The 15,606-nt window shown below is 61.1% G+C and carries 16 protein-coding genes; 8 read left to right on the forward strand and 8 right to left on the reverse strand.

From position 1 onward, the window contains the following. Positions 1–3: 3 nt before the first annotated feature. Both cobS and J2Z75_RS12010 read right to left on the reverse strand, forming a co-directional pair. Positions 4–999, reverse strand: coding sequence for a cobaltochelatase subunit CobS (cobS, locus tag J2Z75_RS12005; protein ID WP_209852500.1), 996 nt, complete (start codon positions 997–999; stop codon positions 4–6). A 92-nt stretch (positions 1,000–1,091) separates the two neighbouring features. After that, positions 1,092–1,727, reverse strand: coding sequence for a J domain-containing protein (locus J2Z75_RS12010; protein ID WP_209853363.1), 636 nt, complete (start codon positions 1,725–1,727; stop codon positions 1,092–1,094). A 153-nt stretch (positions 1,728–1,880) separates the two neighbouring features. On the opposite strand from J2Z75_RS12010, the gene J2Z75_RS12015 reads away from it, so the two are divergent. Then, complete coding sequence (locus J2Z75_RS12015; protein ID WP_209852501.1) at positions 1,881–2,162, forward strand: BolA family protein; 282 nt, start codon at positions 1,881–1,883, stop codon at positions 2,160–2,162. A gap of 219 nt (positions 2,163–2,381) precedes the next feature. Beyond that, positions 2,382–3,980, forward strand: a complete 1,599-nt coding sequence (locus J2Z75_RS12020) for a caspase family protein (RefSeq protein ID WP_209852504.1) — start codon at positions 2,382–2,384, stop codon at positions 3,978–3,980. Between the two features lie 14 nt (positions 3,981–3,994). On the opposite strand, the gene J2Z75_RS12025 is transcribed toward J2Z75_RS12020, so the two are convergent. The 3 genes from J2Z75_RS12025 to J2Z75_RS12035 are packed head-to-tail and all read right to left on the reverse strand — an operon-like array spanning position 3,995 to position 7,042. After that, positions 3,995–5,329, reverse strand: a complete 1,335-nt coding sequence (locus J2Z75_RS12025) for an HlyC/CorC family transporter (protein WP_209852507.1) — start codon at positions 5,327–5,329, stop codon at positions 3,995–3,997. Then, a complete protein-coding gene (aroB, locus tag J2Z75_RS12030; protein WP_209852511.1) occupies positions 5,326–6,459 on the reverse strand; it encodes a 3-dehydroquinate synthase in 1,134 nt (377 codons plus the stop codon). The genes J2Z75_RS12025 and aroB overlap by 4 nt, the downstream gene beginning before the upstream one ends. Positions 6,460–6,463: 4 nt before the next feature. Further along, positions 6,464–7,042 carry a shikimate kinase gene (locus J2Z75_RS12035; RefSeq protein WP_209852514.1) on the reverse strand — a complete coding sequence of 193 codons (579 nt, stop codon included), beginning with the start codon at positions 7,040–7,042 and terminating at the stop codon, positions 6,464–6,466. Positions 7,043–7,199: 157 nt separating this feature from the next. Here J2Z75_RS12035 and J2Z75_RS12040 point away from each other — a divergent pair, with 157 nt between their 5' ends. The 5 genes from J2Z75_RS12040 (at position 7,200) to J2Z75_RS12060 (ending at position 11,244) form a co-directional block, all read left to right on the forward strand. Continuing rightward, positions 7,200–7,349 carry a hypothetical protein gene (locus tag J2Z75_RS12040; RefSeq protein WP_209852517.1) on the forward strand — a complete coding sequence of 50 codons (150 nt, stop codon included), beginning with the start codon at positions 7,200–7,202 and terminating at the stop codon, positions 7,347–7,349. Continuing rightward, on the forward strand, positions 7,346–8,302 hold the full coding sequence (gene xerD / locus J2Z75_RS12045; RefSeq protein WP_209852520.1) for a site-specific tyrosine recombinase XerD: 957 nt from the start codon (positions 7,346–7,348) through the stop codon (positions 8,300–8,302). Before J2Z75_RS12040 ends, xerD begins: the two co-directional genes overlap by 4 nt. A 67-nt stretch (positions 8,303–8,369) precedes the next feature. Then, positions 8,370–9,323: an acetyl-CoA carboxylase carboxyltransferase subunit alpha gene (locus J2Z75_RS12050; RefSeq protein WP_209852523.1), complete on the forward strand. Its 954-nt coding sequence runs from the start codon at positions 8,370–8,372 to the stop codon at positions 9,321–9,323. Positions 9,324–9,526: 203 nt separating this feature from the next. Further along, positions 9,527–10,993 carry a L,D-transpeptidase family protein gene (locus J2Z75_RS12055; RefSeq protein ID WP_209852525.1) on the forward strand — a complete coding sequence of 489 codons (1,467 nt, stop codon included), beginning with the start codon at positions 9,527–9,529 and terminating at the stop codon, positions 10,991–10,993. Then, a complete protein-coding gene (locus tag J2Z75_RS12060) occupies positions 10,993–11,244 on the forward strand; it encodes a sulfurtransferase TusA family protein (RefSeq protein ID WP_209852527.1) in 252 nt (83 codons plus the stop codon). The genes J2Z75_RS12055 and J2Z75_RS12060 overlap by 1 nt, the downstream gene beginning before the upstream one ends. A gap of 3 nt (positions 11,245–11,247) precedes the next feature. Here the strand turns inward: J2Z75_RS12060 and J2Z75_RS12065 are convergent, their stop codons facing one another. From J2Z75_RS12065 to J2Z75_RS12075, 3 genes are read right to left on the reverse strand one after another with little or no spacing between them, the layout of a single operon-like run. After that, complete coding sequence (locus J2Z75_RS12065; RefSeq protein ID WP_209852529.1) at positions 11,248–11,979, reverse strand: DUF930 domain-containing protein; 732 nt, start codon at positions 11,977–11,979, stop codon at positions 11,248–11,250. Between the two features lie 21 nt (positions 11,980–12,000). Then, entirely contained in the window at positions 12,001–13,149 is a 1,149-nt protein-coding gene (locus J2Z75_RS12070; RefSeq protein ID WP_209852532.1) for a CobW family GTP-binding protein, read from the reverse strand. Positions 13,150–13,176: 27 nt separating this feature from the next. Further along, a complete protein-coding gene (locus J2Z75_RS12075) occupies positions 13,177–14,253 on the reverse strand; it encodes a D-alanyl-D-alanine carboxypeptidase family protein (RefSeq protein ID WP_209853365.1) in 1,077 nt (358 codons plus the stop codon). A 185-nt stretch (positions 14,254–14,438) separates the two neighbouring features. Between J2Z75_RS12075 and J2Z75_RS12080 the strand changes: the two genes are divergently transcribed. Beyond that, complete coding sequence (locus J2Z75_RS12080; protein ID WP_209852535.1) at positions 14,439–15,602, forward strand: M20 aminoacylase family protein; 1,164 nt, start codon at positions 14,439–14,441, stop codon at positions 15,600–15,602. Positions 15,603–15,606: the final 4 nt, after the last annotated feature.

Here is a 15,606-nt window from a genome sequence, read left to right on the forward strand (position 1 = left end):
GGATCAGGCCGTGGCTTCGAGCACGATATTGGCAGCGCTTTCCTTCAGCTCGACGCCGAAGGCGCGCTGATAATGTTCCGCCACCAGCGCCCGCTCGAGTTCGTCGCACTTGTTGAGGAAGGTAACACGGAAGGCAAAGGCGATATCGCCGAAGATATGCGCGTTTTCAGCCCAGGTAATGACGGTACGCGGGCTCATGACAGTCGACAGGTCGCCGTTGATGAAGGCGGCACGGGTGAGATCGGCGACACGCACCATCTTCGAGACGGTGTCGCGACCCCGGTCCTTGGTGAAACCTTTTGCCTTGGCGGCGACGATATCGACTTCGTTGTCATGCGGCAGATAGTTCAGCGTGGTGACGATCGACCAGCGGTCCATCTGCGCCTGGTTGATCTGCTGCGTGCCATGATAGAGGCCCGTCGTATCGCCGAGGCCGACGGTGTTGGCAGTCGCAAACAGGCGGAAGGCCGGGTGCGGCCTGATGACGCGGCTCTGGTCGAGCAGCGTCAGGCGGCCGGACGATTCGAGTACGCGCTGGATGACGAACATTACGTCCGGGCGGCCTGCGTCATACTCGTCGAAAACCAGCGCGACATTGTGCTGGTAGGCCCAGGGCAGGATACCGTCCTTGAATTCGGTGACCTGCATGCCATCCTTGACGACGATCGCATCCTTGCCGACGAGATCGATACGGCTGACATGGCTGTCGAGGTTGACGCGCACGCACGGCCAGTTGAGGCGGGCTGCGACCTGCTCGATATGGGTCGACTTGCCGGTACCGTGATAGCCCGACACCATGACGCGGCGATTGTGGGCAAAGCCTGCGAGAATGGCGAGCGTCGTTTCGCGGTCGAACAGATAGTCCGGATCGAAGTCCGGCACATAGGCATCGGCCTTGGAATAGGCCGGCACGCGCAGATCGCTATCGATGCCGAAAGCGTCGCGGACGGAAACTGTCGTATCGGGGAGGTTGGAAATATCGAGGTCTACCTTGCTCATCATGTCTCCAGCACGGAAAGCCCCTTGATTCGCTTGGCGGGGGCAGTCCCGTCTATGCCTTTATAAATGTGTGACCGTAATAAAACGGGTTCCTAGCAGAAGCCAGCCTGTTTTAACAATTGATATGCCTGGATCACGGCGCGAAAACGCTCTTCCGATCCCCTGTCTCCGCCATTTGCATCAGGGTGATGCTTTTTTACAAGCTCCTTGTAGGCCGTCTTCACGTCGGCGGGTGTGGCATTTGCATGCAGGCCGAGCGTCTCGAAGGCCTTGGCCTCCAGCGTCTTCAGCTTGCGCAATCGCGGCTCCTGACGCGGCGCGCGGGCTCTTGCCTGGTCGACGAAGCCGAAAGGATCACGCATGCGGGCCTGCGCGCCAGCCGAACCGGAGCGCTGCTGTGACTGCTGCGGCGCATTCTTGGCATTCTTGTTCACACCCACCGTCCAGGTCGGACGATGGCCGGTAACCGCCTCTTTCTGGTAGCGGGCAATCTCGGCATCCGAAAGACCCGAAAAGTAGTTATAGCCCTTGTTGTATTCCTTGACGTGCTCGAAGCAGAACATGAAGAACTCGTTCTCGGCATTGCGGCCGACCGGCGCACGATGGACAGCATTCTCCTCGCACCCGTCCCACTGACATTTGGGTGCCATTGGCTCCGGTTTCTGGTTCACCCTGCGGCGCGTCCGGATCCCGTCAAAATATTTTGAATCAAGTTTCATGGCGCTAATTATGGGGCGTGGCGGGCGCCACAACAAGAATTGACAAACCGGAATGTTACAGGCTTTGTGAAGCCATTTTGCACCGCGCAAAAAGCAATCCGGAGACGGGTCTTCAGACGGAGATCGATGCCCACGGAAAAGCCAGAGAAACGGGGCTAAAACATGTCGCTTCAAAGCCGCATCGAAACAAAACTCACAGCGGCCTTTTCGCCCGAACGACTGATCGTTGTCAACGAAAGCCATCTGCATGCCGGCCACCAGCCGGATCTCGACGGCACCGGCGAAACACATATTCGTGTGCGCATCGTTTCGAGCGCCTTTATCGGCATGAGCCGCATTGCCCGCCACCGCGCCATAAACGAGATCTTGAAGGCCGAAATTGACGCGGGGTTGCATGCCCTTGCGCTCGAACCCGCTGTTCCCGGGGAAACAACGCGCTGGTAGAAAAATATATAGATAGTATTGCAGCAACGAGTTTTCGCCCAAAGGCTTCAACTCTTGCAGAATTGACGTGGTTATAGTCTGCACCTACAATCGTAGGTGGGGTTGAAGAATAATCGGGTCTCAGGATCCGTCCAATATCTAAGACATACAGAAAATTTTCATCATAGGCGGAGCCGGTTCAAGGTTGTCCGGCGGACCTTGTTTTTTGAGGTTGGGACGATGCTCAGGAGGTTTGGGCTTGTCGCGGTGTTTGTCGCCGCGTTTCTATCAATGGGTTACGCATCGGCCGCGACGCCATCAGGCAAGAAGGTCGCGCTGGTGATGGGCAACAGTGCCTACATGCACGCCGTGGAGCTGCCCAATCCGAAGAACGACGCCAAGCTGATGGCGGAGACGTTCCGCGCGGCAGGCTTCACCGTGATCGAGGGCGAAGATCTCGACAAGGTGGCGATGACCGCGCTGGTCGATCAGTTCACCGAGATCGCCTACGACGCCGATATTGCGGTCGTCTATTATGCCGGCCACGGCCTGCAGGTCGACGGGCGCAACTATCTCGTGCCGATCGACGCGCAGCTGGAAAAGGCGGCGCAGTTGCAGACCCGCACCGTTCCGGCCGAAAAGTTTCTCGCCGCTCTGCCGCCGGATCCGGCGGTCAGCATCATCATTCTCGACGCCTGCCGCGACAATCCGCTGGCTCGTTCGCTGGCAAAGGTCATGCCTGCCAGCCGCTCTGCCTCGATGGGCGTGGGACTGGCGCCGGTTCAGGCCAACAACCAGAGTTCCGGCTCCGGTGGATTGCTGATCGCCTATGCCACGGATCCCGGCGCCGTGGCCTATGACGGCAAGGGTATCAACAGCCCCTATACGACGGCTCTCGCACGGCATCTGACGACGCCGGGCCTCGAGATCCAGAGCGCTCTGACGAGGGTCCGCGCCGATGTATCGGAAGCAACGGGCGGGGCGCAGCATCCCTGGCACAATGCCTCGCTATCGCGCGAAGTCTTTATCGGCGGCGACCCGGTGGACAGGGGCATTGCCATCGTGACCACCGACCGGAAGCCTTCGCCGGACACGAGCAATGCGAATGTCAACGACGTCAACGTCAACTGGACGGTCGAGCAGAAGCTCTGGGAGGAAGCCTCCAAGCGCAACACCAAAGCGCATTATGAGCTTTACCTACAGCAATATCCGAACGGAAACTTCGCGCCGCTTGCCAAGCTCAATCTCGACCAGTTGCAGGCCGAAGCAACGACCGAAGTCGCCTCCGTGGCTCCGGCTGGCGAAGCGACCACCTCGGCCTCCCAGGTGCGCACCGCCGTGGCGATGCCGGATGACGTCAAGACAAGTATCGGCACGCCGGAAACGGAAGCTACGCTCAATCTCGACAAGGAAGGCCGGATCGACCTTCAATTGCGGCTAGGTGCACTCGGCCACGTCACCGGCGGTGCCGATGGCGCACTCGGGGCAAAATCGCGCCTTGCCATCAGCGCCTGGCAGAAACAGAACGGGATGGTCGAAACGACTTATCTGACCCAGCAGCAGCACATGTTCCTGGTCGTCCAGACCGATCCGATGATGCCGCAGATCCGGGCACAGTTCGAAGCCCAGAAGAGGGCTGCCATGGCAGTGCGCAAGGCACAGACGCCGGTCCGCCAGAAAGTGGCAGGACAGCGCGTCAAGAGGCAGCAACAGCAGGAAGACACGCTGGAAGGCCCGGTCGAACGCCGGGGCAACAGCGGCGGCGCGGACCCGGCGGGTGCGGCATTCGCCGGCGGTCTGCTCGGCGGCGCTCTTGGCGGCATTCTCAGCAACCGCTGAGCCCGATCACTTTGCTACTCGCGGCCTTCGCCCTGCGTCAGGGGCGGAGGCATTGCCGCGTCGTCGGCCGGCCTGATCCGCAGCCGCGTGATGCGGTTCTTCACCCGCTTCATTACGATGAAGCGTTTGCCGTAGAAGGTGAACGCCTGCCGCTCCTCGGGGATGGTCTTTGATTCGTGAATGACGAGGCCGGCGACCGTCGTCGCCTCTTCGTCCGGCAGGTTCCAGTCGAGCGCGCGGTTGAGATCTCGGATCGGCACGCTGCCATCGACGACGATCGAGCCGTCGGCTTCCTGGCGCACGCCCTGGATTTCCAGGTCATGCTCGTCGGAAATATCACCGACAATTTCCTCCAGGATATCCTCCAGCGTCACCAGCCCCTGCACTTCGCCATATTCATCGACGACGATGGCAAAATGCGCCTTGCGGCGCAGGAAGGCGTTAAGCTGGTCCTTGAGATTGGTGGTATCCGGCACGAACCACGGCTTTTGCGTGATCCGGCTGATATCGAGATTTTCCGGTTCGACATCCGGCTCGGCCAGCGCGCGCAACAGGTCCTTGGCATGGACGACACCGATGATGTTGTCGGTCGATCCGCGCCAGACCGGCATGCGGGTATAAGGACTTTCCAGAACGGCGCGCACGGCCGCCTCCGGCGCGTCGTCGGCATTGATGCCGCGCATGGATGTGCGATGGATCATGATGTCTGAGACTTCGAGCTCACCCAGATCAAGCACGCCGCCGAGCCGGTCGCGGTCCGCCTTGATGACGGAACCTTCGCGATGCAGGAAATCGACTGCGCCGCGCAATTCCTCATGCGCCGTCAGCATCGGCATTTCGGAAGAGAGATTGACACCGAACAGGCCAAGGATGTGCCTGACGATCCAATTGACCAGGCTGGAGACCGGTCCGACGACGATGACGACGAGACGAACGAAGGGCGCCACGGTCAGGGCGAAACGATCCGGGGCGGCGATCGCCCAGCTCTTGGGGAGGACCTCGGAAAAGATGACGAGAAGCGCCGTCATCACCAATGTTGCAATGGCAACGCCGGACGCACCGAACAAGCCGAGAAACAGGCTGGTGGTCAGAGACGACGCCAGGATGTTGACGAGATTGTTGCCAATCAGCAGCGTCCCGATCAGGCGGTCGCGTCGGGCGATCAGCGCCGTCACAAGCTTGGCGCGCTCATCCCCGTTCACTTCGAGTGTGTGCATCCGGGCCCGGGAAGCGGCTGTCAGCGCCGTTTCTGATCCGGAAAAAAAGGCGGAGCACAACAGCAGACCGAGGACGGACGCCAGGGTGAGCCAATATTCGGACAGAAACGCAATGACGGCTTCAATGGTCATTTGGGATGTTTTTCCTCAAGAAACCGGAGCACTTCATTGGCCGGCACATCGTCGGCGACGAAGGACTGGCCGATGCCGCGCGTCAGGATGAAGGTCAGCTTGCCGCCCTTCACCTTCTTGTCCTGGGCGATCGCATCCATCAGCTTTTCGGCCGGCGGCAGGTCGCCCGGAACATCGTCCATGCGCGTCGGCAGGCCGACTGTCTTCAGATGGGCCTCGACCCGCGTTGCATCGTCCGGACTTGCCAGATTCATGCGCGCCGAGAACTGATGCGCCAGCACCATGCCGATCGCCACGCCCTCGCCGTGCACGAGCCGCGTGCCATCATATTTGGTGGCCGCCTCCAGCGCATGCCCGAATGTGTGGCCGAGATTGAGCAGGGCGCGCCGGCCGTTCTCGCGTTCGTCCGCGGCGACGACATCGGCCTTGGCCTGGCAGCTGACGGCGATCGCCTCGATCCGGGCGTCGCCGCCGGCAAATACCGCCTGCCAGTTGTTTTCCAGCCAGGCGAAAAAATCCGGCTTGTCGATCAACCCGTATTTGGCGACCTCGGCATAACCGGCGCGGAACTCGCGCGGGCTCAAGGTATCCAGCACGTCGGTATCGGCAAGCACAAGGTCGGGCTGGTGGAAGACGCCGATCAGGTTCTTGCCGTGCGGCGAGTTGATGCCGGTCTTGCCGCCGACGGAACTGTCCACCTGCGCCAGCAGCGACGTCGGAATCTGGATGAAGCGCGATCCGCGCCGGACGATGCCGGCAGCAAAGCCGGTGAGATCGCCGATGACGCCGCCGCCGAGCGCAATCACCGCATCGTTGCGCTCGATCCGGGCGCCGAGGATTGCCTCGCAGACGGGGATCAGGTGTTCGAAGCTCTTGGTCTTTTCGCCGGCCGGCAGGACGAGCGACACAGCCTCGATACCCGTCGCCTTCAGGCTCGCCATCAAAGGCTCGAGATAGAGCGGCGCGACATGCGCGTCGGTGATGACAGCCATACGGCGGCCCTTCAGCCGCCCGGCGATCTCGCCTGCGGCAGTCGCGATCAGGCCAGGACCAATGAGGATGTCATAGGAACGGTCGCCGAGATCGACGCGCACGGTTTTTGGGGCGGCGGATGGGTGGGCAGCGGTCATGGTTTCACTTCTTCGGGAATGTGGCGAGAGCGGCGAGAACCTCTTCCACCATCACCTCTTTCTTGACATCGCGGGAAAGCACGGTGAGGTCCGCCCCGGCATAGACCGGATAGCGGGCGCGCATGAGGTTTTCGAGGGTCTGCCTGGGATTTTCAGTCTTCAGCAGCGGCCGGGTGTCGCGCTTGTTGACCCGTTCCCACAGAACGTCGAGTTCCGCATTGAGCCAGACGGACAGACCATGGCGCTTGATGTGCTTGCGTGTGCGCTCGTTGATATAGGCGCCGCCGCCGGTGGAGACGATGCGCGGGCCGGAATGCAGCAGGCGCTTGATGACACGGGCTTCCAGTGCGCGGAATTCCTCTTCGCCATAGGCCGCGAAGAGTTCGCTGATCGTCATGCGCGAGACACGCTCGATTTCATGGTCGGAATCGACAAAGGGGATGCCAAGTGCTTGCGCCGTCATCCGGCCGATCGCCGATTTGCCGGCGCCCATCAGACCGACGAAGACGAGGTTCCGTTTCCCGAGCGCGGCCTTCGCCTGCTCGATCAGCGCTTCGGAAACCGGTTCGATCACGTCGCTCATGCAGTTTCAACTTCCCCGTTCCGCTCCGGTATCGACAAAACGGCGGGAAGCGTCAAGTCGTGGTCGTACAGTGAAGAGCGCAAACCGGCGACAGTGCAGCGGTTCTTGCACTTGCGAACGGGCATGTTCATATAGACGGCACGTCAAGGAGTTGAAAATGCCCACCCTGTTCCGGTTCCTGTTCATCTGCGCCATGATCGCCGGAGTGATCTATGGAACGATGGTGGCACTGGTGACCTTCGTCAATCCGGTGGAGCGCGACGTCACCATCCGCATTCCCTCCGAGCAGATCAACAAGACACCATGATCGATCTTTCCGCCGCCCATATGGAATCCTTCCTGGAGATGATGAGCGCCGAAAGAGGGGCTGCCAACAATACTTTGCTTTCCTACGAACACGATCTGGAAGATGCCTACTCCTTCCTCAAGCAACGCGGCGTCAAACCGACGGCGGCCACCTCGGATGATCTGCGCGCCTATCTGTCCCATCTGGCCCAACAGGGCTTCAAGGCTTCCTCGCAGGCACGCCGGCTGTCGGCGCTGCGGCAGTTCTACAAGTTCCTCTATGCCGAAGGATTACGCACAGACGATCCGACCGGCGTTCTCGACGCGCCGAAGAAGGCCCGTTCGCTGCCGAAGGTCCTGAGCATCGACGACGTTTCCAAGCTGATCGGACAGGCAGAACAGGAAGCGGCAAGGAGCGGCGGCGACACGGTCGCACGATTGCGCATGCATGCGCTGATCGAGCTGCTTTATGCCACGGGCATGCGCGTCAGCGAACTCGTCTCCCTGCCGGCATCGGTGCTTGCACAGAACGGCCGCTTTCTCGTCGTTCGCGGCAAGGGCAACAAGGAACGGATGGTGCCGCTCTCCCACTCGGCTATCCGCGCCATGCAGGCCTATGGGACGGCGATGGCGAAACACGATGCCGAGCAGAAAACACCGCCGCCGGAAAGCCCGTGGCTTTTTCCCTCCGCGGGGAAAGCAGGCTATCTGCCGCGCCAGGTTTTTGCCCGCGACCTCAAGGATCTCGCCGCCCGCGCCGGCATCCGCGTCGCGGCAATTTCGCCGCATGTACTGCGCCACGCCTTTGCCAGCCACCTGCTGGCCAATGGCGCGGACCTTCGCGCGGTACAGGAACTTCTGGGGCATTCGGACATTTCAACGACACAAATCTATACCCATGTGCTCGAAGAGCGGCTGCATCAGCTTGTCCAAAATCATCACCCTCTTGCCAAACAGGCGAAAAAACAGGATTAGGAGCGCCAGAACCCTTTGGATCATCATGTCCGCGGCCACTGGCGCAATATGATCGGAAACGCATCACATGCACAATTATCTCGATTTCGAAAAACCCATCTCCGATCTCGAAGGCAAGATTCACGAGCTGAAGAAGATTGCCAGCGAAGATGAGAGCATCGACACGACAGACGAGGTCGAGCGTCTGGAAGTGCGCGCCCGCGAGGCGATGGCCGAAATCTATTCCAAGCTGAACCCCTGGCAGAAGACGCAGATCGCGCGCCATCCGCAGCGCCCGCACTTCCAGGAATATGCAGCCAGCCTCTTCACCGAATTCACACCCCTGGCCGGCGACCGCAAGTTCGCCAATGACGAAGCCATCCAGGCAGGCCTCGCGCGCTTCCGCGGCACCCCTGTCGCCGTCATCGGCCAGGAAAAAGGCAACGACACCAAGTCGCGTATCAAGCACAATTTCGGCAGTGCCCGTCCGGAAGGATACCGCAAGGCAATTCGCGTGATGGAGATGGCTGACCGCTTCGGCCTGCCGCTGATTACGCTGATCGATACGGCCGGCGCCTATCCGGGCATCGGCGCCGAGGAACGCGGCCAGGCGGAAGCCATCGCCCGCTCGACCGAAATGTGCCTCAACATGCGCGTTCCGATCGTCTCCGTCGTCATCGGCGAAGGCGGTTCCGGCGGCGCCATCGCCATTGCCACCGGCAGCCGTGTCTACATGCTGGAGCACTCGATCTACAGCGTGATCTCGCCGGAAGGTGCCGCCTCGATCCTCTGGCGCGACTCGACCCGCGCCAAGGAAGCGGCGACCAACATGAAGATCACCGCCGAAGACCTGAAGTCGCTGGGGATCATCGACGGCATCATCGCTGAACCGGTCGGCGGCGCGCATCGCGATCCGGACGCGGTGATCGAAAAGACCGGCACGGTGATAGCCGATGCGCTCAAGGAGCTTTCGGGCCGCACCGGCGACCAGTTGCGCACCGACCGCCGTCAGAAATACCTGGCCATCGGCCGTCAGCTTTAATCACATTTGCTGGATTCGAGCAGGGTTGCAGGATAAATGGAACACACGGTCCAACCTTGGCCATATTCCTGCGCTCTGGAACGCTTGGGCTCAGGCGGGTCTGCAAGGTTAAGATTTTGTGAAGTATAAGGACGTATTGATTCCCCGTGGTCCGCCTCCAAGGGAGCGCTACGTTCGACAGTTTTCTTGATGGGCCTTTGCCGATGCGTCTGACAACACTTCTTGCCACCGCTGCCATCGCCACGCTGCTTGCCGGCTGCACCGCCAATGAGGCGATGGATACGGTCGACGTCGATCTCAAGAAGGTCTCCAGCAAGGTCAACTACCAGCTTTCCGGCAAGATCGTCCAGAAGATGCAGGCAATGAGCATGGCGAAGGAATCGCCGATCATGCTGCGCATCTTCAAGGAAGAAGGCGTGCTCGAGGTCTGGAAGGCCAATGCGTCCAATCGCTTCGAAATGCTGCGCCAGTACAAGATCTGCGCCTGGTCGGGCAAGCTCGGCCCCAAGGTCAAGGAAGGCGACCGGCAGGCGCCGGAAGGCTTCTATCCGATCTCGCCGGGCCAGATGAACCCGAATTCCAGCTATTATCTGGCGATCAACACCGGCTACCCCAATCGCTTCGATCAGGCCAACGGCCGTTATGGTTCGAACCTGATGATTCACGGCGCCTGCTCGTCATCCGGCTGCTACTCGATGACCGACGAGCAGATGCAGGAAATCTTTGCGCTGTCCCGTGATGCCTACAAGGGCGGCCAGCAGGCGATCCAGCTGCAGGCCCTGCCCTTCCGCATGACGGCGGAAAATATGGCGCGGCACCGCAACAGCCCGAATATCGACTTCTGGAACATGCTGAAACCCGGCTACGACCAGTTCGAAATCACCAAGCGCCCGCCCGAGGTCAACATCTGCGAGAAGAAATACGTCTTCAACCAGCAGACGGACGGCAAGTTCTCGCCGACCGGCCAATGCCCGGCGATGTCGACGCCGGCGGTGATGCAGACGGCACTTGCCGCCTACAACAAAAAATACAATGAAGACTATGCCAAGGCGACGAAGAAGCTGGACGGCCTGGTCTGGTATGAGCCCACCGAGGCCGAACGCAAGGCGATCGTCGCCAAGCAGCGCGTCGGCAAGGAACTGGCCTACGCGCCGACCGGCACATCGCTCGACGCCGGCAAGCTGATGAAGGTCGCCGACCTCGAAAAGCAGGAAGCCCGCCGCGCCGAACTGGAAGAAGCCAAGAAGGCGATCGAGATCCAGAAGGCCGAGCTCGAAAAGTCCACGCGCAACGGCAAGAACGTGCCTGTCCCGGTGGAAAACCCGCTGCCGAAGCCGGTCGAGCAGGCCGCCGTCGCGGAGACAGGCCCGGCCAAGAAGGGTTTCTGGGGCAGCCTGTTCTCCAGAGGCGGTGCTGATGCGCAGACGCTGGAGCCGGCTGCCGTAGCGCCTGCCGATGCGCAGGCCGAGCAGACAGTCAATCAGAAACAAACCACGCACCAGCCGGCAGCAGTGGCAACGGCCCAGCCGGTCGCTACCGCAACGGCGAAGAAGCCGGCCGACGCTGCGGCACAGGCTACCGCGACAATCGATGCCGCACCAGCAGCCGAACAGGTGGTTGCAGAACAACAGCCCAAGAAGCGCCCGTTCTGGAAAATCTGGGGCAATTGATGCCCCGAGCCGACAATGTGCTGACCGACGGCTTGGTCTACGATCTCAAGGGGCTGAAATGCCCCTTGCCAGTCCTGAGAACCCGCAAGCGCATACAAAGCGTTGCGCCCGGCGCGCTGATCACGGTCGAGACGACCGACCCGCTGGCTGTCATTGACATTCCGCATTTCTGCAACGAGGACGGCCACACGCTGGAGCAATCCGAGGCGCTGGCCGGCGGTCACCGGTTCGTCATCCGCAAGAAGGGTTGACCGCTAATCGGCAGGCCCATCGTCCGCCATCAGATTGTGATCCCGCCATTCGCTTTTCGGTATCTCGGCCCCCACCAGAAAGGCAAATGCGGTCACCTTTTCCGTATCCGGCGTGACCTCGCAGGTGAAGCCAACGTTGTACCACCGGCTCTTGCTGCGGAACGCAGCCCCGGCAGCCTCAAGCCTGTTTCCAGACAGCGCAACATCCGCCATCGCATAGGCCACGATAAAATCGGGCTGAAGGCCGGCTTTCCACACATGGATCTGCTCCATCGCCTCTATATTGCACAGCTGGACGATACGCTCCGACGCGACGAGTTCCTTCATGGCCTTTCGTGCCTTGGCGCTGCGCGGATCAGCGAGTACCTTTGCGGACATGAGGCGGGTCGCCCGGATCATGCCGGCGGCCTTGTTCTTCGGCCGGTCCGTCGGCAACTCGGCGAAATCGGGTGTTTCCTGCTCGGCCTGCGGCGGCACGGAAGCTTCCGCCGGTTTCTGAACGGGTGTTTCAGCCACAGATGGTCCGTTCGCGGCGTCGAATTCCTGGGGCGTCAGAACATCGACAGTGACGCCGTCTTCCGGTGCCAAAACCTGCTTGTTTGGCGCGACGACAAGCAGCAGTGCCAGCCCGATCGCAAGATGGACAACGAACGAGGCGCCAAGGCTCCACGAACCGCTCCCGCTTCGCGGATGCGCCGGCATGGTGCCGATACCCTCATCCGCCGCGAAAACCATGCCTATCCTTTGCCGTTGAAGCTACATCCGGAGCCCCGGAACTGCGAGCGGATTGTCCTCCAGCGCCTGCCGGTCCGGGCGGTCGATGCTCGGCTTGCCGGTGAAGGCATCAAAGAGATCGCGCACGAAGGCTTCCGGCAGATCCTTGGTGATCAGCACCATGCGGGTGCGCCGGTCGGACGGATCCGGCCAGGCGGCCATGCGCTGCGGCGTATGGAAGACGGTCTGCACGCCGTGCAGGATCAGCGGCCGGTCCGGATTGTCGGACATGGAGACGATCGCCTTCATCCTGAGCAGCTTTTCGCCATGGGCGGAGCGCAAGAGGTCGATGAACATCTCCAGCGCCATCGGATCGATCGGCCGGTCATGAACAATGCTGAAGGAGCGGATGTCCGCGCCGTGGCGATTTTCATCGTGATGGTGGTGGCCGTGATCATGGTGGTCATGGCCGCAGTGGTCATGGTCATGATCATGACAATGATCGTGATCCGCTGCGGCCTCGTCCTGGAGCCAGCGGCCGACATCGGCAATCTTGGTCGCCGGATCATACAGCCCGCAATGAAAAAGTTCCGCCTTGCCTGCCTCGGGCAGGTCGGCGTCGATCATCGCTGCGCGCGGATTTAAGTCTCTCAGCCGCGCTTTCAGCGAAATGACCGCATCCGGCGTCGCCAGCGACATCTTGCTGATCACCAGCCTGTCGGCCATGGCGACCTGCTTGACGGCTTCCTCGTGATTGTTCAGCGTCGATAGGCCGTTGACCGCATCGACGACGGTGACGACTCCGTCGAGCCGGTAGCTCTGTGCGATGACTGGGTTGCCCATCACCGATTGCAGGACCGGCGCGGGATCGGCAAGGCCGGTGGTCTCGATGACGACACGCTTCAGCGGCCTGATCTTGCCCGTCTGCATCCGGTCCATCAGGTCGGCCAGCGTATCGACCAACTCGCCGCGCACCGTGCAGCAAAGGCAGCCGTCGGACAGCTCGATAATGCCGTCGCTCGACGCCTCGACCAGCAGGTGATCCAGCGACACATCGCCGAATTCGTTGATGATCACGGCGGTGTCCGTCAGATCCGGATCCTTCAGCAGCCGGTTGAGAAGCGATGTCTTTCCCGCACCGAGAAACCCGGTGAGGATCGACACCGGCACGGCGTTCAGAACAGGGCTCATGGTTTATCCAATCGGTATGCGGGAGGCTCAGAAAACGGGGCGAGGAACCGGGATAGGCACGTTGGCGACATCGCCCTCGGCCACCTGCCCCTTGGCATCGACCGCCTTGGCATCGCCGCCGGCAATCAGGCCTGCGGCGACAAGGTTCAGCGGCCGGTTGATTTCGTGAATATACGGCGACTGCAGTTTCTGCCGCCCGACTTCATCGCGGTTTTCCGAGCGGATTTTCGCCGCCTTGGGATTGCAGATTTCCTTGCTGACGTCGGCCACCACATCCCGGGTCTCGCCATAAGGCGCGATCTGGCCGAGACCGGGCTTGCCAGCACCGTTCGACGTCAGTCCGAGTTGGAGCAGCCGCGCCGATTCATCCGCCCGGCCGCCAAGGCTGTCGGCGCCCAGCACGACGGAAACGACGGCTTTGCCGTTGCGGGTCGCGGATGACACCTGGTTGAAACCGGAAGCACAGATGAAGCCGGTTTTCATGCCGTCGGCACCGTCGAAACGACCGATCAGCATGTTGAGATTGGGATAGTTCTTCTTGCCGGTGGTGAAGCCTTCATAGGCGAAATACGGCGAATATTGCGGAAACTCGCGCTTGATGGTGATCGCCAGAACGGCGAGGTCGCGCGCTGTCGTATACTGACCGGCGCCAGGCAGGCCATTGGGATTGATGAAATGCGACGAGGACATGCCGATCCGCCGGGCCTCGGCATTCATCATGTTGACGAAGGCGGGCTCGGAACCGGCAACGGTCTCGCCGATCGCGACCGCGATGTCGTTGGCCGATTTGATCAGCATCATCTTCAGCGCGCTGTCGAGCGTCAAAGCCTGGCCGGGCTTGTAGAACATCTTGCTCGGCGGCTCTCCGGCGGCGTTCTTCGTCATCACCACAGGTGATTCAAGCGTCAGCTGACCGGACTTCAACGCGCGAAAGGTCGTATAGGCCGTCATCAGCTTGGTCAGCGATGCCGGATACCATTTCTGGTAGATTTCCCGCTGCTCGTAGACCTTCAGCGAATTGACGTCGACAACCAGCTGCGGATTGGCGGCGCTGGGGAGCGCTGCCGCCAGAAGCGATGCACCGGCGCCCGCAAGGACTGCCAATAGCTTCGCCGTGCCGCTGTTGAAAATTCCAGTTGTCACCACAATCAAACCTCGAAATTTCGGGAATTGCCTCGTATCGTCCGGCTATTTAACCTATATGGCGAGGTGATGGCAAAGACCATTCTTCAGCGTCAAAGCCAAAAATCCCGTACCCATGCCCCGCAATGGACCAACAGGAAGCAAAAATGCCTATTCTGAACCGCGCAGCAGAGCTCCAGAACGAAGTCACCGAATGGCGGCGCCACCTTCACACGAAGCCGGAACTCCTGTTCGCCGTGGAAAATACGGCAGCTTTCGTCGAAAACAAACTGAAGGAATTCGGCGTTGACGAAATCGTGACCGGTCTCGGCCGCACCGGTGTCGTCGGTCTGATCAGGGGCAATCTGGGCGAAGGCCGCACCATCGGCCTGCGCGCCGACATGGACGCCCTGCCGATGACGGAAACCAGCGGCAAGCCCTGGGCCTCGACGACTGCGGGCAAGATGCACGCCTGCGGCCATGACGGCCACACCGCCATGCTTCTGGGCGCTGCGAAATACCTGGCCGAGACCCGCAACTTCAAGGGCGCGGTCGCGGTGATCTTCCAGCCGGCCGAAGAAGGCGGCGGCGGCGGCAACGAAATGGTCAAGGACGGCATGATGGAGCGTTTTGCCATCGAGGAAGTCTACGGCATGCACAACATGCCGGGCATGCCGGTCGGCCAGTTCGGTAGCCGCACCGGCCCGATCATGGCGTCCACCGACGAATTCACCGTCACGATCGACGGCCGCGGCGGCCATGCAGCCCAGCCGCACAAGACCATCGACCCCATCGTCGTCGGCTCGCAGATCGTCGGTGCGCTGCAGACCATCGCCTCGCGCACCGTCGATCCGCTCGCTTCAGTCGTCGTATCTGTCACCAAGTTCAATGCCGGCTTTGCCCACAACATCATTCCGGAACAGGCGATCCTCGCAGGCACCGTGCGCACGCTGATGCCGGAAGTGCGCGATCTCGCCGAACAGCGCATCAAGCAGATTTCCGAAAGCCTTGGGTCGGCCTATGGCGCCAAGATCAGGGTTTCCTACGGCCGCAACTATCCTGTCACCGTCAATCATCGTCAGGAAACCGCCTATGCCCTGGCGGCGGCAGCAAACATTGCCGGCGAAAGCCAGGTTTCGGGCGATCTCGACCCGATGATGGGCGGCGAGGATTTCTCCTACATGCTGCTGGCCCGCCCCGGCGCCTTCATCTTCATCGGCAACGGCGACACGGCCGGCCTGCATAACCCCGGCTACGACTTCAACGACGAGGCGATTCCGCACGGCATCTCCTACTGGGTCAAGCTCGCTGAAATGCGGCTGGCGGCCTGAGCCT

Origin of the sequence: Rhizobium herbae (assembly GCF_017873135.1) — a bacterium.
GTDB classification, from domain to species: domain Bacteria; phylum Pseudomonadota; class Alphaproteobacteria; order Rhizobiales; family Rhizobiaceae; genus Pararhizobium; species Pararhizobium herbae.